Raw genomic sequence first — 20793 nt, 5'->3', positions numbered from 1 at the left:
CCGCGTCCCACGATCATTGGCAACATACAGGCAAGGGCACGTTAAATGAACTCTCTTCAACCCGCAGCATTGGCCAAGTACATCGATCACACATTACTGGCGCCCGACGCCTCCCGTGAGCAAATCCGCACCTTGTGCGAGGAGGCCATGGAGCACGGTTTTTATTCAGTGTGCCTGAACTCCGCGCAAGTGCCTTACGCCGCCTCATGCCTGACTGACAAGAACGTGGTGATCTGTGCGGTGGTGGGCTTCCCACTGGGCGCCGGCTTGAGCGACACCAAGGCCTTTGAAGCTGAACGGGCGATTGCCGCCGGGGCAGGGGAGATCGACATGGTGCTCAATATTGGCTGGCTGAAAGAAGGGCTGCTCGAGGCAGTGCGTGAAGACATCGCCGCGGTCCACAGGGCCTGCGGCGCCGTGCCGTTGAAGGTCATCCTGGAAACCTGCCTGTTGAACGACGAACAGAAAGTCCAGGCGTGTGAAATCTGCCGGGACCTGGGTGTGGCCTTTGTCAAAACGTCCACCGGATTCAGCCGTAGCGGTGCAACTGCTGAAGACGTCGCGCTGATGCGCAAAACCGTGGGCGCCGGCGTTGGCGTAAAAGCATCCGGTGGCGTGCGTGATTATCCGACGGCGGTGAAGATGATTGAGGCCGGGGCTACACGCCTGGGCAGCAGTTCGGGCATTGCGATAGTCGGTGGGGCAACGACGGCGGCGAGCGGTTATTGAATGCTTTTAATATAACTCAACTAAATATCTATTTAGTTGAGTTATGCGTTTTAATTATATTGAGGGGCAACTTTCAAGACGGGCGAGGGCAGCCATTCGACGCTCGCTGATGCGTTCAACCGCGTCCATGTGTTCTGTTCCCCACACACACAGCGCCCCCAGTGCCGTGGCCAGCGAGCGCCCGAATGGCGTCAGCGAATATTCAACCTTCGGCGGGATTTCCTGATAGTCGACGCGCGCGATGATCTCATCACGCTCCAGCTCCTTGAGTTGCTGGATAAGTACCTTATCAGTCACGCCACCGATCGCACGCCGTAGCTCACCATAGCGGTGAACGCTCTGTGCCAGATGATAAAGAACCAACGGCTTCCATTTCCCGCCAATCACCGCCAGGGCCGCATCGAGCCCGCAACTGAACGTGTTATTCGACATGGCTTTACTCGCTGAATTGGGTACTTACTAAAAGGTGCATACTATTCAAAAGAATAGCCTGGATCTAGAGTCGAGCTCCAACATTCTTGGGAGTTCACCATGAGCAGGCTCAACGGAAAAATTGCAGTGATCACCGGCGGCAACAGTGGCATCGGCCTGGCAACCGCCATTCGCTTCGCAACCGAAGGCGCACAGGTGGTGATTGTGGGGCGCCGGCAGCAGGAATTGGACAATGCGCTACGCCTGATCGGCCCTGAAGCCATTGCCATTCAGGGCGACATTTCAAACCTGGACGACCTGGATCGCATCTTCACACAAGTCAAAGCTGCAAAAGGCCGAATTGACGTATTGTTCGCCAATGCGGGCCTGGGGGATTTCCAGCCGATTGGATCGATCACGGAGGAATCGTTTGACCGTACGTTCGGCATCAACGTCAAAGGCACCTTGTTCACCGTGCAAAAGGCCTTGGCATTGATGGGCGCCGGAGGCTCGGTAATCTTGACGGGTTCAACTACAGGCACCATGGGCACACCGGCGTTCAGCGTGTATAGCGCCACTAAGGCCGCGCTGCGTAATTTCGCCAGAAGCTCGGCGCTGGACCTCCAAGGCACCGGCATTCGCGTCAACGTACTTTCGCCCGGACCGATCGCGACGCCTGGCCTGGACCTGGCGTTGTCAGGCACTGGTCAGAAGGATGCGATCATTGACGGCATGACTGCACAGGTTCCCCTGGGGCGCATCGGCCAGGCAGAAGAAGTTGCGGCTGCAGCGTTATTTCTGGCATCGGATGAAAGCAGCTTCATGACCGGCAGTGAAATGTTCATGGATGGAGGGTTTGCTCAGGTTTGAAGCCAATAGGGGTTTTGCCCGTTGAAATCTGACGGACACTGCCCCTGATTATGTAACATGATATTACGCATAATGTATATTATGTTAAATTATATGTCATGCCTTGTGAGTCTCTGCGTCGGCGTGCCCCCTATGCCGCAGTCCGACGCTAGTTAGCTTGTGACTTTGATAAGGCCGCAGACAATATGCGTAACGAGGGTCGAGCCCTTCATGAGTTGGAAAGCCTGCGTTGCGCTTCGGCTCATTGGCTTCAGTCGAAATGCAGTCGATCGGTGGTGCAACGCCAATCCCCACACCGCCTCCTCATCGGCAGTGCAGGTGACTTGGCAAGCTGGAGGTGACTTCAGTGGCGCAGCAGTTTGCGCAGGGGCACGCCGTCCTTGAGCACGGGCGACTTGATGACGATATAGCTGAAATACTTGGAGATACCAATGTTCTTGTCCAGCAGGCTCTCCACCACTTCCTGGTAATGCTGGATGCTGCGGGTCATGAAGCGCACCAGGTAGTCGTAACCACCACTGATCAGGTGGCATTCGAGCACTTCGTCTACCAGGCGGATATTGGATTCGAACTTGGCGAAGTCTTCGCGCTTATGGTCGCTGAGGGTGATCTCGGTGAACACCGTGACCGAATCGGTAATCTTGGCCAGGTTCAAGTGCGCCTTGTAGCTGGAAATATACCCCGCCGACTCCAACCGCTTGACCCGTTGCAAACACGGGCTGGCAGACAAGCCCACGGCGTCGGCGAGACTGACATTGGTCATCCGGCCGTCCTTTTGCAGTTCAACCAGAATACTGATATCGATCCGGTCCAGTTTCACTTGCCCTTCCATTGCGTACCTCTTGACTGCCGTTTGTAAGACAATCTTCTAGCAAAATCAGCGCCGTAAAGACAGCTGATGCTGAGCCACCAGATCCGCCATGCTGCTGATGCAGTAATCCGCCGCGCACCGCGAAGGCTGCCGGGGCCGCTGGCGGCCGATCAAACAGCGGTCTAGCCCCCCGTGCGCCGCGACCGAAGGTCGTGTCACATGCAGCACGGGATGCACATCCTCTGCTTGCTCGCTGAGCCATTGCAGGTCATCGGCCAGGGAAATGAAATCTTCCGGTGCAATACCCAGCCGCTCACACAACACACCACGATCCTCTGCGTCACGGTCGCCACGCACCAGTAGCCGATAGAACTTGCGTAAATACAGCATAGCCCCCGGTGCATCCTCGAACAGCGCCCAACTGCCGGCGCTGCGGGCAAAGCTCATGCCCTCCTCCCAACTGGCGTGGAGCCCCCAGCGTTCGGCGAGTTGGCGGTGGGCAAAACACAGCAGGCCACTGAAGCCCAACTCGGCGAAGCGCGGGTAGAGATTCGCGACCACCGTGTTGTACTCGGCCAGCACCTGCTCCCTGGGCGGCTGCCCGCTACGGCTGTCGAGCAGCGGTTGCAAGGCGGCCAACACACCCGAGTCGCGGTCCACCAGCACTTCATCGCAATCGATCAGCAGCGCTCGATAATCTGTCAGTCCCATGTGGGGTCAAGTCTCCAATGATGCAGTCCACCCTGAACAAGTACAGGCTCAGTTCAAGACCCGTGCCAAGGCGCCGTCGAGTATCTGCAAGGCTTCGTCGACCTGGGCCTCGGTGGCCACCAACGGCGCGAGAAAGCGCAGCACGTTGCGATGCACGCCGCATTTGATCACCAGCAACCCGCCAGCGCGGACTTCATCGATCAGCCGTTGGTTGAGGTCGGCATCCGGCGTGCGCGCCGGGTCATCCTGGATCAGCTCGATCGCCAACATGAAGCCGGTGCCGCGCACATCACCGATACGCGGGTAGCGCGCCTGTAAACCAAGCAGGCCTCGGCGCAGGCGTTCGCCCAGCCGTTGGCCGCGTTCGAGCAGTTGCTCCTGCTCGAACGCGCTGATCACCGCCAGTGCCGCCGCACACGCCAACGCATTACCGCCGTAGGTTCCGCCCAGGCCGCCAGGCAGCGGTGCATCCATGATGTGCGCCTTGCCAACTACACCGGACAACGGCAAGCCACCGGCCAGGCTCTTTGCCACGGTGACCAGGTCAGGCTGGATGCCCGCATGCTGGTAGCCGAACCAGGTCCCGGTACGGCCGAAACCGGTCTGAATCTCATCCAGGATCAACACGATGCCGTGCTTGTCCGCCAACGCACGCAGTGCCTGGAGAAACTCCACAGGCGCGGCAAGGAAGCCGCCGTCACCCTGCACCGGTTCGATGATGATTGCCGCGATCCTCTCTGGCGCCACCTGGGTCGCCAGCAGTTCATCCAGGGCTTTGAGTGCCAGCTCGCTGGTCACCCCGCGATAAGCATTCGGATACGGCGTGTGGAACACCTCCGGTGCAAACGGCCCGAAGTTCTGTTTGTAGGGTTGGCTCATACCGGTGAGCGTCGTGCCAAGCAGCGTACGACCATGGAAGCCGCCCCGAAAGGCGATCACCGCCGAGCGATTGGTGTGGGCGCGTGCGATCTTCACCGCATTTTCCACAGCCTCGGCGCCGGAGGTGAAAAACGCGGCCTTATAGGCTTCCTGCCCGCCGACCATTTCGCACAGCCGCTGTGCCAGGTCGAGGTATGGCTGGTAGGCCACCACCTGGAAGCAGGCGTGGGAGACCTTCTGCAACTGGGCCTGCACCGCAGCCACCACCTTGGGATGGTTATGCCCGATGTTCAGCACGCCGATCCCGCCGACGAAGTCCAGGTAACGCTTGCCATCCACGTCCCACAACTCGGCGCCCTGGGCACGGTCGATCACCAGCGGGTGAGCGGTCACCAGGCCACGGGGAACGAATTGATCGCGCTGACGGAGCAAATGAGGGGTTTCGTCGACCTTGCTATTCATGGCAGTTCCCATCGTGAATGCAGCAACCCGGAAAGTGGTTGCGATGTGGTTCAGAGTAAGGCTTGCAGGCAACCAACTACGCCGAACTTGGCCCGTGAGAAATTCGGATCGACTGTTTTGCCCCCACCTTTCAACAGATCCTGCGCCGGGCTTGGGGGATGATGAGGGCTACCCAAACCCTGCAGGAAATGCCCATGGCCTTGCTCTACAAAGCTGACCCGGTGCGCGGCCAACATTGGCAGGCACTGTTCGCCGCACACGCGCCGCAGATTGAATGGCGTGCCTGGCCCGACATCGGTAATGCCGAAGACGTGGACTACCTGGCCGCCTGGCAGGCGCCCGACAACCTCATGCAATTACTGCCCAACCTGAAAGTGCTGTTTGCTTTGTCGGCCGGGGTCGACCAACTGGACCTCTCCCGCCTCCCGCCCGGCCTGCCCGTGGTGCGCCTGCTCGACCCGGGCATCACCCGCGGCATGTGCGAATACGCCAGTTGGGCGGTGCTCAGCCTGCACCGCGATATGTTGCGCTACCGCCAGCAGCAAGCAGCGCGCTGCTGGCAGGCACACCTGTTGCAACCGGCCGTGAATCGCAGGGTCGGCGTGATGGGCTTGGGCACCCAGGCCCAGCAGATTCTGGCAACGTTGGCGCCGTTGGGGTTTGCGCTGTCGGGCTGGGCGCGCAGCGCTCATCAGTTGCCAGGTGTGGACTGCTACGCCGGTGAACACCAATTGCCGTCGTTTCTCAGCCAGTGCGATATTCTGTTGTGTGTGCTGCCGTTGACCGAGCAGACCCAAGGCATTCTCGACCGGCAGCTGTTTGCACAGTTACCGCGTGGGGCGGCGCTGATCAACATGGGCCGTGGCGGGCACCTGGTGGAGGAAGACTTGCTGGAGGCATTGGGCAGTGGGCAACTGAGCGGTGCAGTGCTGGATGTGCTGCAGGAGGAACCTGCGCCAGCGGATCATCGATTCTGGGATCACCCGCAGATTGTGCTGACGCCCCATATCGCAGCGATGACCCAGCCGGCGAGTGCGTTTGGGGTATTGCTGGAGAATATCCGGCGTTATGAACGTGGGGAACAGATGGTGGGTGAGGTGGATCGGCGCAAGGGTTATTGACGCGTGGAGATCCAAATGCGGGAGCACCTGGCTTGATGTGGGAGCCGTCGAGCTTTAGCGAGGCCGCGATAGCGGTGGGTCACGCAACATCGATGTCGATTGTGCCAACGTCATCGCAGCTTCGCTGGGGCTCGGCAGCTGCTACGGTGTTAGTGCCAGGCCGCGCTCCTCCAGCAACCGCACAAAACTGTTCAAACTCTGCGATACCGTGCACCGCGCCAGATCAGCCGAATGCGGGGTGTCAGCCAAAGATATTTCAACTGCCCCCTGCATTCGCGAGCAAGCCCGCTCCCACATTTTCGAGCTTGCTCGCTTTAGATCTGAAGCCTTTGGGCAATCGCCAGCCCGACATCCTGAGTAGAGCCCTTCCCGCCCAGATCTGGCGTTACCACGCCCTCGGCAATGACCGCCTCAATCGCCCGCAAGATCCCGTCATGGGCCGCCCGATACCGCGCCTCCCCATTGCCAAGGAAATCCAGCATCAACGCCCCCGACCAGATCATCGCTATGGGATTTGCAATGTTCTGCCCATAAATATCCGGGGCCGAACCGTGCACCGGCTCGAACAACGACGGAAAGCGCCGCTCGGGGTCGAGGTTGGCCGACGGCGCAATACCGATCGTCCCGGCGCACGCCGGCCCGAGGTCGGAGAGGATGTCACCGAACAGGTTCGACGCCACCACCACATCAAACCGGTCCGGTTGCAGCACAAACCGCGCGCACAGGATGTCGATGTGCTGCTTGTCCCAGCTCACTTCGGGGTAGTTGGCGGCCATCAATGCGGTGCGCTCATCCCAGTAGGGCATGCTGATGGAAATGCCATTGGACTTGGTCGCCGCCGTGAGCTTCTTGCGCGGGCGGGACTGGGCCAGGTCGAAGGCAAACTTGAGGATGCGGTCGACGCCGCGCCGCGTGAATACCGACTCCTGCAGCACGAATTCATGCTCGGTGCCCTCGAACATCTTGCCGCCCACTGACGAATATTCGCCCTCGGTGTTTTCGCGGATCACCACAAAATCGATGTCCCCCGGCTCGCGCCCGGCCAAGGGGCACGGCACCCCAGGGAACAGCCGCACCGGGCGGATGTTCACATACTGGTCGAAGTCGCGGCGGAACTTGAGCAACGAGCCCCACAGGGAAATATGGTCGGGCACCTTGCCCGGCCAGCCTACGGCGCCGAAGTAAATCGCGTCAAAGCCCTTGAGCTGCTCAAACCAGTCCTCAGGCATCATCTGCCCGTGCTCCAGGTAGTAATCGCAGTGGGCCCAGTCGAGCACCTCGATGCTCAGGTTCAAGTTCCAGAGACTGGCCGCCCGTTCCAGTACCCGCAGCCCTTCGGGCAGCACTTCCTTGCCAATGCCATCGCCGGCAATCGCGGCGATTCTGAATGCCTTGCTCATGGTGCATGCCTCGTGGGAATTCAGTTGAGCCCGCCGATGTGGAAGGCTTTGACTTCAAGGTACTCATCCAGGCCATATTTGCTGCCTTCACGGCCCAGGCCCGATTGTTTGATACCGCCAAACGGCGCCACTTCCATGGAGATGATCCCGGTGTTGAGCCCGACCATGCCGAACTCCAACGCCTCGCCAAAACGCCACGAGCGCTGCAGGTCCTGGGTGAAATAGTAGGCGCCCAGGCCATACGGCGTGGCATTGGCCAGGGCCAGCGCCTCGGCTTCATCCGTAAAGCGCATCAGCGGGGCCACCGGGCCGAAGGTTTCTTCATTGGCCAGCAACATGCCGGCGTGGGTGTCACTCAGCACCGTGGGCTGCACAAACTGGCTGTCACCCGTGGGGATCGCGCCACACAACAGCTTCGCGCCCTGGCTCAGGGCATCGTCGATATGCCGTGCGACCTTGTTCACCGCCGCCGGGTTGATCAGCGGGCCGATGGTCACGCCCTCCTCCAGACCGTTACCGACCTTGAGCTTGCTCACCTCCTCCACCAGGCGCTCGGCGAAACGCGCGTAGATACCGGCCTGTACCAGGATGCGGTTGGCGCACACGCAGGTTTGCCCGGCATTGCGGAACTTGCTGAGCATCACCCCGGCCACGGCCTTCTCCAGGTCGGCGTCGTCAAATACGACAAACGGCGCATTACCGCCCAGCTCCAGGCTCAGGCGCTTGATGTGCTCGGCGCTCTGGCGCATCAGCAAGCGGCCAACGGCGGTGGAACCGGTAAAGGAGATCTTGCGCACCGCCGGGTTGCCGGTCAGCGCCTCGCCGATGCCGGCAGGCAACCCGGTGATCACGTTGAACACCCCGGCCGGAATGCCGACTCGCTCAGCCAGCACCGCCAGGGCCAATGCCGACAACGGGGTAAGGTCCGACGGCTTGACGATGATCGGGCAACCAGCGGCTAACGCCGGTGCGCATTTGCGGGTGATCATCGCGTTGGGGAAGTTCCACGGCGTAATGGCAGCGCACACGCCCACCGGCTGCTTGAGGGTCAGCAGGCGTCGGTCGCCGCTGGGCGCCGGCATGGTTTCGCCATAGACCCGGCGCGCTTCCTCGGCGAACCATTTGACGAAACCGGCACCGTAGCGAATCTCGCCCTTGGCTTCAGCGAGCGGCTTGCCCTGTTCCCAGGTCATGATCAGCGCCAGGTCATCGAGGTTGTCGAGCATGGCCTGGAACCAACGTTCCAGCAGTGCCGCACGCTCTGCTGCCGGGCGTGCGCGCCAGGCGGGCCAGGCCCTTTCGGCGGCGGCGATGGCGCGGTGGGTATCCACGGCGTCCATGGCCGGCACCCGCGCCAGCAGGTGGCCGGTGGCAGGGTCGCGGATGTCCAGGGTGGCGCCGCTGTCGGCAGCGATCCACTGGCCATCCACATAGGCGAGTTCAGCCAGGAGGCTGGGGTCTTGCAAGCGATTATTGAGCATGGTCGAGTCCTGATCCGAGACACGCTCCAGTCTAGGGAGGTGCCGCGAATCAGGATGCCGAAAGCGCAGATTAAGCAGCGTCCCGTGCTGAAATTGGCCCCAGGACGGCAGGCTCTGCTAGGCCGTAAGCGAACCCAGCAAACCTTGCAAAAAGCGCTCGCCGGCGTCCATTTGGCTGATCTCGATAAACTCGTCGGGCTTGTGCGCCTGCTCGATCGAACCCGGCCCGCACACCACCACCGGCACATCCAGGCGCTGCTTGAACAGGCCGCCCTCGGTACCGAACGAGACCTTGGAAGTGCCGGTGCCTGGCGCGGCGAATTGCTTGAGAAAACGCACGGCTTCTACACTGGGGTGGGTGTCGAGGCCGGGATACACGTTGACGGTTTCGATCTCGATGGCCGCCACGCTGGACAACTTCTGTGCCTCGCGCACGATCACTTCAGCGCGCTCGCGCATCTGCTCCAGGAATTGCTCCAGATCGTCGGCCGGCAGGTTGCGCACTTCGAAATCCAGGGTGCACAGGTTAGGCACGATATTCAGCGCCTTGCCGCCGACAATCTGCCCTACGTGCACGGTGCTATAGGGCACGTCGTAGTCGCTGTCCTGTGCGCCGTGGCGTTGCAGTTGCTGCTGGCTATCGCGCAGGGCAGCGATAAAGTCGCACGCCACATGAATCGCATTGACCGAGCGTGGCGCCAGGGACGAATGGGCTTCCTGGCCCCGGCAATACGTGCGGTAAGAGCCCTTGCCCTTGTGGCCCAGCACGAACTGCATATTGGTCGGCTCTCCGATCACGCACAGAAACGGCCGCACCGGCGCCAGGTGCAGCACGTCGAGCAAGCGTCGCACACCGACGCAACCGATCTCTTCGTCATGGGACAGCGCCAGTTGCAGCGGGCGGTTCAGGCTGTGTTGGGCGGCATCCAGCATCGCGTCGATGGCCAGGGCGATAAAGCCCTTCATGTCGCAACTGCCGCGCCCATAGATGCGCCCGTTCTGCACGGTGGCGGCGAAGGCGGGAAAGGTCCAGGCCTGCCCCGCTGCCGGTACCACGTCGGTGTGCCCGGACAGCAACACTCCTGGCTGCTCCTTGGGCCCGGTGCTGGCGAACAGGTTGGCCTTCTTGCCGCTCTGGTCTTTGACGATCAGCGACTCGATGCCTTTGGTCAGCAGCAGGTCGCGCACGTAGTCGATCAGGGCCAGGTTGGATTCCGACGACACGGTGTCGAAAGCCATCAGCTGTTTGAGAATCTCGAGAACCCGGGGTTTCATGAGGCTTGGCTCCGTTGCTCGACAGGTGGGGCGAACCGGGTGATGGAGAACGGTTCGATCGGGGTACTGGTGCTCCCGGTGCCAAGCAGTTCGGCCATCACATCGCCGACGCCCGGGCCGAGCTGGAAGCCGTGGCCGCAAAAACCGAAAGCATAAAACAGGCCGTCGACGGTGCCGCTGGCGCCCATCACCGGCAGCGAGTCCGGCAGGTAGCCTTCGATGCCGCTCCACACGCGGATGATATTCAGGTTACCCACGCCCGGCAGCAGGCGGCGCATCTGGCTGACCTGGTTGAGGATGCTGCGCGGTTCCACATAGGCACGGCGGTTGAGCATGTCGGGCTTGCTACGGTAACCGCCGCCGATGACGATATTGCCCCGGGGAATCTGACGGAAGTAGATCACTTCTTCCGGGATCTTGGTGTAGACGCCGATCACTGTCGGCAATGCGTAGGGCACCGGCTCGGTCACCGCCATTTGCGGGCCGTGGGTGTCCAGCGGTACCGGTTCACCGAACTGCGCCGAGAGTTTCTGACCCCAGGCGCCGGCGGTGATCAACAGTTGCGCGGCGTGGAACTGGCGACCGTCGGTGGTGGAGACATGAAAGTCAGCGCCGACCTTCTGCACCTCAGCGACTTCAGTGCGTTCTTCAATTTGCGCCCCCAGGCGTCGTGCAGCCCGGGCAAAGGCTGGTGCGGCCAGGCGCGGATTGGCGTGGCCATCGTGGGGCGCATAGGAGCCGCCCTTGACGTCCTGGCCGAGGAAGCCGAAGCGTTGATGCAGCTCGGCGCCACGATAAATTTTCAGGTCCAGCTGTTCAGCTTCCGGCGCGGCCGCGTAGGCTTCCAGCTCGGCGATTTCATCTTCGCGATAACACACGCGCATGTGGCCACTGGGAATGAACTCCAGGTCATCATCGATCAGTTCCGGCAGGCGCTTCCACAGCGCCCAGGAGCGGTTGGCCAGGGCCAGTTGACCAAGGAAGCGCCCTTGCCGGCGCACGTTGCCGAAGTTGACGCCACTGGCGTACTGGCCGATCTGGTCGCGCTCCAGCAGGATCACCGACAGCCCGCGACGCCGCAGAAAAAACGCGGTGGCCGAGCCCATCACGCCGCCACCGACAATCACTACATCGGCTTTTTGTACACTCATGAAGGCACCTCCTCGGTGATCAGCATCGACAAGGGTTTGACCGGCGCCTGGCCGCGCTGGCGCCCCACCTCCTGGACCTGCACGCCGGCAGCGGCGGCGATCACTTCAGCCCCGGCCTGGGAGCAATAACGCCCCTGGCAACGGCCCATGCCCACGCGGCTGAACGCCTTGGCGCGATTGACCTCGCAGGCGCCCTTCTCCTTCACCGTGCGGCGCAACTCGCCGGCACTGATCATCTCGCAGCGACACACGATGGCGCTGTCTGGCAGGGCCCTGGCCTGTTCACTGGGCCAAGGGAACGCCTGGGCCAGGCCGAGGCGGAACTGGTCCATCACTGCCAAGGCCTGTTGTTGTTCATCACGCAAGCCGGTGTCCATCGGTTGTTGCTGGTCTTCCAGCAGTGCCAACGCCACCAGGCGCCCGGCGTGCTCGGCGGCATCCGCGCCGCGAATCTTCGAACCGTCACCGGCTGCATACAGGCCCTTCACCGAGGTGCGTCCGGCGTCATCGGTGGCCAGCCACCATTGGCTGGAGGCTTGATCAAACGTCATGGCGCACCCGGCCAGATCGCCCAATTGCGTCTCGGGGCGCAGGTGATAACCCAGCGCAACGGCGTCCGCCTGCACCGTGACCACCCGCCCACTGCCCGTGGTGAACCGCACGCCCATTACACCCTTGGCGGCGTCGCCCATGACCTGCAGCGGCTTGATCCCCAGGTGCACCGCCACCTTGGCACGGTACAGTTGCGCCAGCAGCTTGATCCCGGTGAACAGCACGCCAGGCCGCGCCAACAGTTTGGGCATGGCTTTCAGGCGCAGGCTAAGTGGCGAGGTATCAAGCACGGCCGCCACCTCGGCGCCGGCCTTCACGTATTGGCTGGCAACCAGGTACAGCAACGGCCCGCTGCCCATGAACACCACGCGATGACCGATGGACACGGCCTGGTTTTTCAAGGCGATCTGCGCCCCGCCCAAGCTATAGGTGCCCGCCAGTTGCCAACCCTCGACAGGCATCAAGCGGTCGGTGGCGCCGGTGCACAGGATCAGCGCGTCATACTCCACGGTGGTATGGCGGCCCTGGCTCACGCAGCACAGTTGCCCCGGCGTGAGGTTCCACACCAGGGTGTCGGGGCGGTAGTCAATGGCGCCGCGCAGGCGATCGAAACTCTGGTGCAGGTCCTGGGCCTTGGCAGCCTCGCTGCCGTACAAGGTGGTGTAGTCGCGCGTGAACCCGTCGGGCTGGCGGCGGTAGATCTGGCCACCGTCACGGCGATTTTCATCAATCAGGATCGGCTTGATACCCGCCGCCAACAGGGTTTCGGCGCAGCGCACCCCGGCAGGTCCGGCGCCCACAATAACTACCCGTGCAGTGGCCATGTCGCCTCCGGTTGTGTGGTAACGATGTCCAGCCCGTCACGGACTTCATTGGAGCAGGCACGCAGGCGTTCACCGCTGCGGGTCCATACCCAGCAGTCCTGGCACGCGCCCATCAGGCAGAAACCGGCGCGGCGCCCGCTGTCGAATTCCGACTGGCGCAGCGCATTGCCCTGGGTCAGCAGCGCCACCATCAAGGTGTCGCCCTGCAAGGCCTCGATGGCTGCACCATCCACGGTCAGGCTGACCGTCGGCCGGCCCTGTTCGGCCAACCTCACAAAACGCCCCTTCATGCATAGGCTCCCAAGCTGGTGGTGGTGACGCCCCGCTGGGTATTCAGCAACTGGGCGCTGTCGTGGTGGCAAAGGATTTCACCGCCGTTGTCGAGGGCTCGGCGACTCGGCGCAGTGCGGTTGCACAGGCCGTCGACGCGTACCGGGCAGCGATTGAGGAAGGTGCACAGCTCCGGCACATTGGCCCGCTCGCCAATCGCTGGCAGCGTTTCGCACGTGGTGCCGCAGGTTTCCAGCCAGCCTTGGCGCAACTCGGGCACCGAGTGAATCAGCAGGTCGGTGTAGGGGTGGAACGGTGGCTCGGCAAACGACTGGCGGTTGCCGGCCTGCACCTTGTGGCCGCTGTACATCACCACAATGTCATCGCACAACGCACGCACGGTGGAGATGTCATGGCTGATAAACAGGTACGACACCCCCAGTTGCTGGCGCAGGTCCCGCAGCAGTTCGAGGATCGCCGCGCCCACCACCGTGTCGAGGGCCGAGGTCACTTCATCACACAGGATCAGGTCGGGCTTGGCCGCCAGCGCGCGGGCCAGATTGACCCGCTGCTTTTGCCCGCCGGACAGCTCGTTGGGACGACGTTCAGCCAGGGTGCGCGGCAGGCGCACCAGGTCCAGCAACTCACCGACGCGCGCCTTCAAGGCAGCGCCCTTGAGACCGAAATACATCTTCAGCGGGCGGCTGAGGATGGTCGCCACGCTGTGCATCGGGTTAAGCGCGGTGTCGGCGTTCTGGAACACCATCTGGATCCGCCGGAACTGCTCCGGCGTGCGCTCAGACAGGTGGCCGCCCAGCGGCTGGCCATCGAACGTCAGCCCCCCCAGGGCCGGGGTCAACAGCCCCGCGACCACACGCGCCAAGGTGGACTTGCCGGAGCCCGACTCACCGATCACACCGATGGCCTGGCCACGACGCACGGTCAGGTCGATATCTTCCAGCACCCGAATCGCCGGCATGCCTTGCATGTTCTTGTTGCCGTAGCCGGCGGTGAGGCCGCTGATGGTCAGCAGCGGCACGTCTTCGGCAATCCCGCTGGGCGGGCGGATGGTCGTGTCGGGCCGTGCGGCGGCCAGCAAACTGCGGGTGTATTCGTGGGCAGGGGTCTTGAGCAGCGGCGCGGTGGCGCTCTGTTCGAGGATTTGCCCAGCGTTGAGCACCACGATCTGGTCGGCCATTTGCGCAACCACCGCCAGGTCGTGGGACACATACACCGCCGTGGCGCCACGCTCGCGCACCACGCGTTTGAACGCGCGCAACACATCAATCTGGGTGGTCACGTCCAGGGCCGTGGTCGGCTCGTCGAGTACGACCAGCACCGGGTCGCTGATCAGCGCCATCGCCGCCATCACCCGCTGCAGTTGCCCGCCGGAGACTTGATGCGGGTAACGCCGGCCAATGCGTTCGGGATTGGGCAGGGCCAGGTCGCGAAACAAGCCGATGGCCTTGGCTTCCAGCTCGACCCGGGTGCCCAGGCCATGAATCAACGCGCCTTCCACCACTTGGTCGATGAGTTTCTTGGCCGGGTTGAAAGCCGCTGCGGCGCTTTGGGCGATATAGGACACGCGATTGCCGCGCAGGCCCTGCAGCTGTTTTTCGCTCAAGGCGAGCATGTCGTGTTCACCGACCTGCACCACCCCGCCGGACAGGCGACAGCCGCGCCGTGCATAGCCGAGCAACGCCAGGGCGATGGTGGTCTTGCCCGAGCCGGACTCGCCAATCAGCGCCAGCACTTCACCTTTTTCAAGGGAAAAGCTCACGCCTTTGACGATTTCCACCTCGCCGCGCTCGTCTCCAGCAACGACACGCAGGTCTTCGACGCGAATCAATTGGGTCATTTCAATGGCCTCCCGTGCGTCGACTGCGTCGTGATGACAAGTAATCAATCAGCAGATTCACACCGATGGTCAGCGTGCCAATGGCCAACGCCGGAATGATGATGGCCAGCGCACCCTGATTGAGGCCGCCGATGTTTTCGCGCACCAGCGAGCCGAGGTCGGCGTCTGGCGGTTGTACGCCGAGGCCGAGAAAACTCATGCCGCTGAGCAACAGCACGATGTAGCCGAACCGCAGGCCCAGGTCGGTCAATACCGGGTTGAGTATATTCGGCAGGATTTCCATGCACGCCACGTACAAACGGCCTTCGCCGCGAGTGCGCGCAACCTGCACGTACTCCAGGGCCTCGATATTGACCGCCATGCTGCGGGCGACGCGGAACGAGCCTGGGATATAACTGATAACCGCCGTGCAGATCAGCAGCGTCACTGACGAGCCAAACGCCGAGACCATGATCAGCGCAAGCATTTTGCTTGGGATCGAGATAAAGGCATCCATGATGCGGCTGATGATCTCGTCCAGCCACTTGGGCGAGACCACTGACAGCAGCGCACACCCGGTGCCGAAGGTGCTGGCCAACAGCGCCGCCACCAGCGCCAGCCCGACGGTGAATCGCGCGCCTACCAATACCCGGCTGAGCATGTCACGCCCCAGGTAGTCGGTGCCGAACGGATGAGTGAGGCTGAAGCCTTCGAAGATGTTATCGGACACCACTTCACCCACCGGGTGGGGTGCCAGCCAGGGGCCGAACAGCGCCACCAGCAACCAAACGACGCACACAACGGCGCCCACCAGCCCCAACCAGGACGGGCCGCTGGAAACCTTGGCAAGGGCCAGCGCGGAAGACACAGGCTTGGATTTCGCAATGACCGGGTTCATTGGTTTCTCAGCCTCGGATTGGACAGGATTGCGCACAGGTCGGCGATCAACACCAACCCCAGGTAGGCCGCGCAGAACAACATGGTGCACGCTTGTACCAGCGCCATGTCACGGTTGGTCACGGCATCGACCATCAAGCTGGCAATGCCGGGATAATTGAAGATGGTTTCGACGATCACCACCCCGCCCAGCAGGTACGACAGGCTGAGGGCGATGGCATTTGCGATCGGCCCGATCGCATTGGGCAGGGCATGGCGCAGCACAATGCGAATGGGGCTGACGCCTTTGAGTCGGGCCATTTCCACGTAGGGGCTGTCGAGTTGATCGATCACGGCGGCGCGGGTCATGCGCGCCATTTGCGCGACGATCACGCAGCACAGCGTCATCACCGGCAAGGCATAGGTACGCATGAATTGCAGCGGTGAGGTGATGTCGCTGGCGTAAGACAGCGCCGACAACCAGCCGAGGTTGACCGCGAAAATCAGCACCGCCAAGGTTGCCACCAGAAACTCCGGCACCGCGACCATCGCCAGGGTAATAAAGCTCAGGCAACTGTCGATGCGCCCGCCACGGCCCATCGCCGAGCCGATACCCAGTACCAGTGCCACCGGCACCGAGACCAGCGCCGTGGCGCCCGCCAGCATCAGGGTGTTGGGCACCCGGCCCGCCATCAGTTCACCCACCGGCATGGCGTTGGACACTGACACGCCCAGGTCGCCGGTGAGCAGGCTCATCAACCAGTGCAAATAACGCAATACACCGGGCTGGTCCAGCCCCAGCTTCAGGCGCAGTGCCGCCACCTGCTCAGGGGTCGCGAACTGGCCGAGGGATTGCTGCGCCGCGTCCCCCGGCAGCACCGCCGTGATCGCAAACACGACCATGGACACAATCAACAAGGTCACGGCCCCGGCGCCGAAACGCCGGGCGATCAACCACAGTGTATTGCCATTCATCGCACTGCCCTCCTCACGCGTCCAACCACACCTGCTCGGCAAACATGTAGCCCATGAAACCGCCCAGCGGGTTGGTGCCGTATCCCTTGACGCGCTGGTCCACGCCGTCAATGTTGCTGATGAACACCGGCACGCCGATACCGCAGTGGTCGTGCACGAGGGTCTGCATGTCGCCATACATTTTGGCGCGCTTGGCGTCATCGTTTTCGCCACGGGCCAGCATCAACAGCTGGTCGAACTGATCGTTCTGCCAGCCGGATTCGTTCCACGGCGCCTTGGACTGGAAGAACTGCGAGAACATCACGTCGGCATTCGGCCGAGGGTTGATGTTGCCGAAGCTCAACGGGTGCTTCATCCAGTGGTTGGACCAGTAGCCGTCGCTCGGCAGGCGGTTCACGTCCAGCTTGAGCCCGGCCTGTTTCGCCGACTGCTGCAACAGCACGGCGATGTCCACCGAACCGGTGGCGGCAGGCGATGCCATGACCGGCATGGTGATGCTTTCCATGCCGGCTTTCTTCAGCAGGAACCTGGCTTTTTCCGGGTCGTACACCGTCTGCGGCAGATCGGCGTTGAAGTAACGCGAACCCGGCGCGATCGGGTGGTCGTTGCCCACCACGGCAAACCCACGGAACACCGCAGACTTGACCTGCTCACGGTCGAGCAGCAGCTTCATGGCCTGGGTGAATTCCGGGCTTTTGCCGGGTAACTGGTCCTGGCGAATGATCAAGTCAGTGTAGTTGCCCGACGGCGCATCCACGACTCGGTGCTTGGTACTCGCGGCGATGCGCGTGGTGGAACGCGGGTTGACCTCGTTGATCATGTGCACGTCGCCCGACAGCAACGCGTTGACCCGCGATGGCTCGTCGGCGATGGCAATGAACTCGATCTCGTCGAGGTACGGCAAGCCCGGTTTCCAGTAGTTCTTGTTGCGCACGGCAATCGAGCGCACACCCGGCTTGAACTCACCGACAGTGAACGGGCCGGTGCCGATGCCTTTGTTGAAGTCGGTGGTGCCCTCGGGAACGATCAACAAGTGCGACACGGCGAGGATCGAAGGCAACTCGGCGTTGGGCGCGCTAAGGCGAATTTGCACCTCGTTCGGCCCGCTGGCCTTGATCTCGGCGAACTGCTCCATCAGCGGCATGACTTTGGAGCCGGTAAGCGGGTCTTTGTGGCGGTTCAGGGAGAACACCACGTCGGCGGCGGTCAGGGCCTTGCCATTGTGAAAGGTCACGTCTTTGCGCAGGGTGATGGTCCACACCGTGGCGTCGGTATTGTCGATGCGCTCAGCCAGTTCCAGTTGCGGCACCAGGTGCTTATCGAAACGGGTCAGACCGTTGTAGAACATGTAGTGGCGTGCATAGTCGGTGGACAGCGCGCCCTTGGCCGGGTCGAGGGTGTCGGCGGTGGAGCTGGACATGCCGGCCACGCGGATCTTGCCGCCCGGCTTGCCTTTGCCCTCGGTGGCCGCTTCATCGGCGAACAATTTGCCGGCGGCGCCGAACAGGCTGCCCGCACCAGCGGCGGCGACGCCCGCAACGCCGAGCATTTGCAGGGCATTGCGGCGCGACATGCCACGGTTGAGACTTTCGAACACCCGCAGGCTTTCCTGGCCGGAGATGAGCTCGGGTGTGTTTTTGTTGTCAGTCATAGCAAGGCTACCTGTCGATAATCGGAAGAATCGAGTGCTCACGGATGTCCGGAGCGTCCTGGAAACGCAAACGACGGTCACGCAACAACGGCAACTCAGTGCAAATAGTCCTGGAAACGGTAATAGGCGCCCACGAACGGCAGGAACCAGGGTTTGCCGAAATGCCCGGGAATCGCCGGCCATTCCAGTTCACCCCACGGGTTTGCCGCCGCGTTGCCCGCCATGACGTCAGCCATGACCTGGCCCATGTGCACGGACATCTGCACGCCATGGCCGCTATAGCCCATGGAATGGAACACGCCGCCGTGCTGGCCGGCGCGGGGCAGGCGGTCGGACGTCATGTCCACCAGGCCGCCCCAGCAGTAGTCGATCTTCACGTGCGCCAACTGCGGGAACATGTTCAGCATCGCCGCCTGCAGCACCTTGCCGCTCTTGGCGTCGGAGACGCTGTCAGACATGGCAAACCGGGCACGCCCGCCAAACAGCAGGCGGTTGTCCGGGGTCAGGCGAAAATAGTTGCCGATCATGCGGCTGGTCACGTAGGCGCGGCGCAGCGGCAGCAACTGATCGATCAACGCTTGGGGCAAGACTTCGGTGACGATGACAAAACTGCCCACCGGCACAATGCGCCGACGGTACCAACCGAGGTCGCCATGCTGGCAGGCGCCGGTGGCCAGCAGCACTTGCCCGGCGTGCAGCGAGCCTTTGGCGGTGTTGACCTGATAGCCACCGGCCTGGGCCTTCCAATCCTTGACGGTAGTGTGCTCGTAGATCATCGCGCCGCGCCGCGCGGCCGCCTCGGCCAGGCCAACCCCGAAGCGACCGACATGCATCTGCACGCCGTTGCGCTGCAGCAAGCCGCCGTGGAACTGGGTCGAGTTGACTTCTGCACGGGTCTGTTCGGCGCTGAGCAACGCGACATCGGCATCCACCTCCTGGCGGATCAGCTCACAGGTGCGGGCCAGGCCTTCGTAATGCAGGGGCTTGGCCGCCAGCTTGAGCTTGCCGTTGCGCACCAGGTCGCAGGCAATCCCTTCCTGCTCGACCAACGAAACGACGGTCTGCACCGCGCTTTCATAGGCCTGGTAATAGGCGCGCGCCTTGGCGGCACCGAGGCTGGCGTGCAGCCCGGCATAATCCTGGGCCACGCCGGTGTTGCATTGGCCACCGTTGCGCCCAGAGGCCTCGCCGATCACACGCCCGGCGTCGAGCACCACCACACTCGCCCCTTTGCTCGCCAACGCACGCGCCGCCGCCAGGCCAGTGAAGCCACCACCTACCACAGCCACATCGACCTGCCCGGGCAAGCTGCCCAGTTGGGCACCGGTGAACGCCGGTGCGGTGTCGAGCCAATAGGATTCACTGCCCATGCTTTACCCCTTGGTGTGCTGTTACAGACCGACCAACGCTGGCAGCCCACCGATATCGGTGATCTGCTGGTAACCGTAAAACGCATTGCCTGGCACTTCGTGGCCACGGGCAACGAACGCTTTGTTTTTGATCTTCATGTCATGGGCCGGCATCAGGTCATAACGGAAGCTGGAAGACACATGCAAGATGTCGTCCGGGCCGCAACCCAGGTTATCGAGCATGAATTCGAAGGCGGCCAGGCGCGGCTTGTAGGCCTGGGCCTGTTCGGCAGTGAATACTTTGTGGAATGGCGCGCCGAGCTTGTCGACGTTGGACATGATCTGGCTGTCGCTGGCATTGGAGAAGATAACCAGGGGAATCTTGTCGGCAATCTTCGACAGGCCGGCCGGCACGTCCGCGTGGGGGCCCCAGGTCGGCACGGCGTCGTAATACAGCTGGCCTTCCTTGCGATACTCGATACCCCAGCGCTTGCAGGTACGGGCCAGGGCGGTCTTGAGAATTTCGTCGTAGGGGCGCCAGTCGCCCATGACCTGGTCGAGGCGGTAGGCCGAGAAGTCCTTGACGAATTGGTCCATCTGCTCAGGGGGGATACGATCGGCGAAGAGCTCGCGGGTCATGGTGCCCATATGAAAGTTGGTCAGCGTACCGTAGCAGTCGAACGTAATGAATTTGGGACGAAGAAAGCTCATGGAGTGCGGTCCTGAAGTTCGTTGAGTGTGACAAGCGTTCACTGCCCTGGCGGCGGCTCCGCCTCGTTGCAGCACAGGTTCATTACACCACTGTGAAATCAGCATATGCCGTCTAAAAAGACCTTCGCTCAATACAAACCACCGTTTTGGTGGCCGGGCTCAGCAGACTTTGCGGTGCGCGCCAGGCTTGGGCAGGGCCTGTGTTTGTGCGCTTTTTGGGGGCTTTGAGGGGCAGAAAGGCTTAAGGACGGGGGTGGGGGCGGCAGAAAGTGTGGCTGGCCGGGATTGCTTGCGTGGCCGTGACCGCGCTATGGAGATGTACCCGGAAAACACCCTTGGCATTTGCTGCTGCCCCCCTACCCCAATTAAGTAGTAACTGTGGCCGCGCAACACACAGCCCAAGGAATCTGCCGAATATTCCCGACCCACTTGCCAGCCTCTAAAACA

Annotated in this window: 19 protein-coding genes; 3 read left to right on the top strand and 16 right to left on the bottom strand. The window is 62.2% G+C overall.

Translation table 11 applies throughout. The annotated features are described in order from the left end of the window. Positions 1-45: 45 nt before the first annotated feature. Positions 46-729, top strand: a complete 684-nt coding sequence (deoC, locus tag FPT15_RS10860; protein ID WP_145160767.1) for a deoxyribose-phosphate aldolase — start codon at positions 46-48, stop codon at positions 727-729. A 54-nt stretch (positions 730-783) separates the two neighbouring features. On the opposite strand, the gene FPT15_RS10855 is transcribed toward deoC, so the two are convergent. Further along, positions 784-1161, bottom strand: a complete 378-nt coding sequence (locus tag FPT15_RS10855) for a helix-turn-helix domain-containing protein (RefSeq protein WP_145160765.1) — start codon at positions 1159-1161, stop codon at positions 784-786. Between the two features lie 99 nt (positions 1162-1260). On the opposite strand from FPT15_RS10855, the gene FPT15_RS10850 reads away from it, so the two are divergent. Continuing rightward, complete coding sequence (locus FPT15_RS10850) at positions 1261-2010, top strand: SDR family oxidoreductase (protein ID WP_145160763.1); 750 nt, start codon at positions 1261-1263, stop codon at positions 2008-2010. Between the two features lie 343 nt (positions 2011-2353). Here the strand turns inward: FPT15_RS10850 and FPT15_RS10845 are convergent, their stop codons facing one another. Genes FPT15_RS10845 through gabT form a run of 3 tightly spaced genes read right to left on the bottom strand, consistent with a single transcriptional unit; the run spans position 2354 to position 4873 of the window. Then, on the bottom strand, positions 2354-2842 hold the full coding sequence (locus FPT15_RS10845; RefSeq protein WP_010449292.1) for an Lrp/AsnC family transcriptional regulator: 489 nt from the start codon (positions 2840-2842) through the stop codon (positions 2354-2356). 45 nt (positions 2843-2887) lie between these two features. After that, positions 2888-3532 carry an HAD family hydrolase gene (locus FPT15_RS10840; RefSeq protein WP_145160762.1) on the bottom strand — a complete coding sequence of 215 codons (645 nt, stop codon included), beginning with the start codon at positions 3530-3532 and terminating at the stop codon, positions 2888-2890. A 48-nt stretch (positions 3533-3580) separates the two neighbouring features. Beyond that, entirely contained in the window at positions 3581-4873 is a 1293-nt protein-coding gene (gene gabT, locus FPT15_RS10835; protein WP_145160760.1) for a 4-aminobutyrate--2-oxoglutarate transaminase, read from the bottom strand. A gap of 194 nt (positions 4874-5067) precedes the next feature. Between gabT and FPT15_RS10830 the strand changes: the two genes are divergently transcribed. Beyond that, positions 5068-5994, top strand: coding sequence for a glyoxylate/hydroxypyruvate reductase A (locus FPT15_RS10830; RefSeq protein ID WP_145160758.1), 927 nt, complete (start codon positions 5068-5070; stop codon positions 5992-5994). Between the two features lie 314 nt (positions 5995-6308). Here the strand turns inward: FPT15_RS10830 and FPT15_RS10825 are convergent, their stop codons facing one another. The 12 genes from FPT15_RS10825 to FPT15_RS10770 all read right to left on the bottom strand — a co-directional run bounded on the left by FPT15_RS10825 (position 6309) and on the right by FPT15_RS10770 (position 20346). Next, the gene (locus FPT15_RS10825) at positions 6309-7394 is read right to left on the bottom strand and encodes a tartrate dehydrogenase (RefSeq protein WP_145160756.1); all 1086 of its coding nucleotides are present in this window, start codon (positions 7392-7394) and stop codon (positions 6309-6311) included. 20 nt (positions 7395-7414) lie between these two features. Beyond that, a complete protein-coding gene (locus FPT15_RS10820; protein WP_145160754.1) occupies positions 7415-8875 on the bottom strand; it encodes an NAD-dependent succinate-semialdehyde dehydrogenase in 1461 nt (486 codons plus the stop codon). A 117-nt stretch (positions 8876-8992) separates the two neighbouring features. Beyond that, on the bottom strand, positions 8993-10150 hold the full coding sequence (argE, locus tag FPT15_RS10815; protein WP_145160752.1) for an acetylornithine deacetylase: 1158 nt from the start codon (positions 10148-10150) through the stop codon (positions 8993-8995). Further along, complete coding sequence (locus FPT15_RS10810) at positions 10147-11301, bottom strand: FAD-binding oxidoreductase (RefSeq protein WP_145160750.1); 1155 nt, start codon at positions 11299-11301, stop codon at positions 10147-10149. Before FPT15_RS10810 ends, argE begins: the two co-directional genes overlap by 4 nt. Then, a complete protein-coding gene (locus tag FPT15_RS10805) occupies positions 11298-12677 on the bottom strand; it encodes an NAD(P)/FAD-dependent oxidoreductase (RefSeq protein WP_145160748.1) in 1380 nt (459 codons plus the stop codon). The genes FPT15_RS10810 and FPT15_RS10805 overlap by 4 nt, the downstream gene beginning before the upstream one ends. Next, positions 12659-12967 (bottom strand): (2Fe-2S)-binding protein, encoded by a 309-nt coding sequence (locus FPT15_RS10800; RefSeq protein WP_076014590.1) that lies wholly within the window; start codon positions 12965-12967, stop codon positions 12659-12661. The genes FPT15_RS10805 and FPT15_RS10800 overlap by 19 nt, the downstream gene beginning before the upstream one ends. After that, positions 12964-14805, bottom strand: a complete 1842-nt coding sequence (locus FPT15_RS10795) for an ABC transporter ATP-binding protein (RefSeq protein WP_145160746.1) — start codon at positions 14803-14805, stop codon at positions 12964-12966. The genes FPT15_RS10800 and FPT15_RS10795 overlap by 4 nt, the downstream gene beginning before the upstream one ends. A gap of 1 nt (position 14806) precedes the next feature. Next, positions 14807-15682: an ABC transporter permease gene (locus tag FPT15_RS10790; protein WP_145160744.1), complete on the bottom strand. Its 876-nt coding sequence runs from the start codon at positions 15680-15682 to the stop codon at positions 14807-14809. After that, a complete protein-coding gene (locus tag FPT15_RS10785; RefSeq protein WP_017478859.1) occupies positions 15679-16635 on the bottom strand; it encodes an ABC transporter permease in 957 nt (318 codons plus the stop codon). Before FPT15_RS10785 ends, FPT15_RS10790 begins: the two co-directional genes overlap by 4 nt. A 13-nt stretch (positions 16636-16648) precedes the next feature. Beyond that, positions 16649-18286, bottom strand: a complete 1638-nt coding sequence (locus FPT15_RS10780) for an ABC transporter substrate-binding protein (RefSeq protein ID WP_145160741.1) — start codon at positions 18284-18286, stop codon at positions 16649-16651. Between the two features lie 95 nt (positions 18287-18381). Then, positions 18382-19656, bottom strand: coding sequence for an FAD-binding oxidoreductase (locus FPT15_RS10775; protein ID WP_145160739.1), 1275 nt, complete (start codon positions 19654-19656; stop codon positions 18382-18384). A 21-nt stretch (positions 19657-19677) separates the two neighbouring features. Beyond that, positions 19678-20346: a haloacid dehalogenase type II gene (locus FPT15_RS10770; protein ID WP_145160737.1), complete on the bottom strand. Its 669-nt coding sequence runs from the start codon at positions 20344-20346 to the stop codon at positions 19678-19680. Positions 20347-20793: the final 447 nt, after the last annotated feature.

It is taken from the genome of Pseudomonas sp. RGB (assembly GCF_007713445.1).
Taxonomy (GTDB): domain Bacteria; phylum Pseudomonadota; class Gammaproteobacteria; order Pseudomonadales; family Pseudomonadaceae; genus Aquipseudomonas.
The sequence above is the reverse complement of the archived record's forward strand: the minus strand, read 5'-3'. Positions and strand labels throughout refer to the sequence as shown.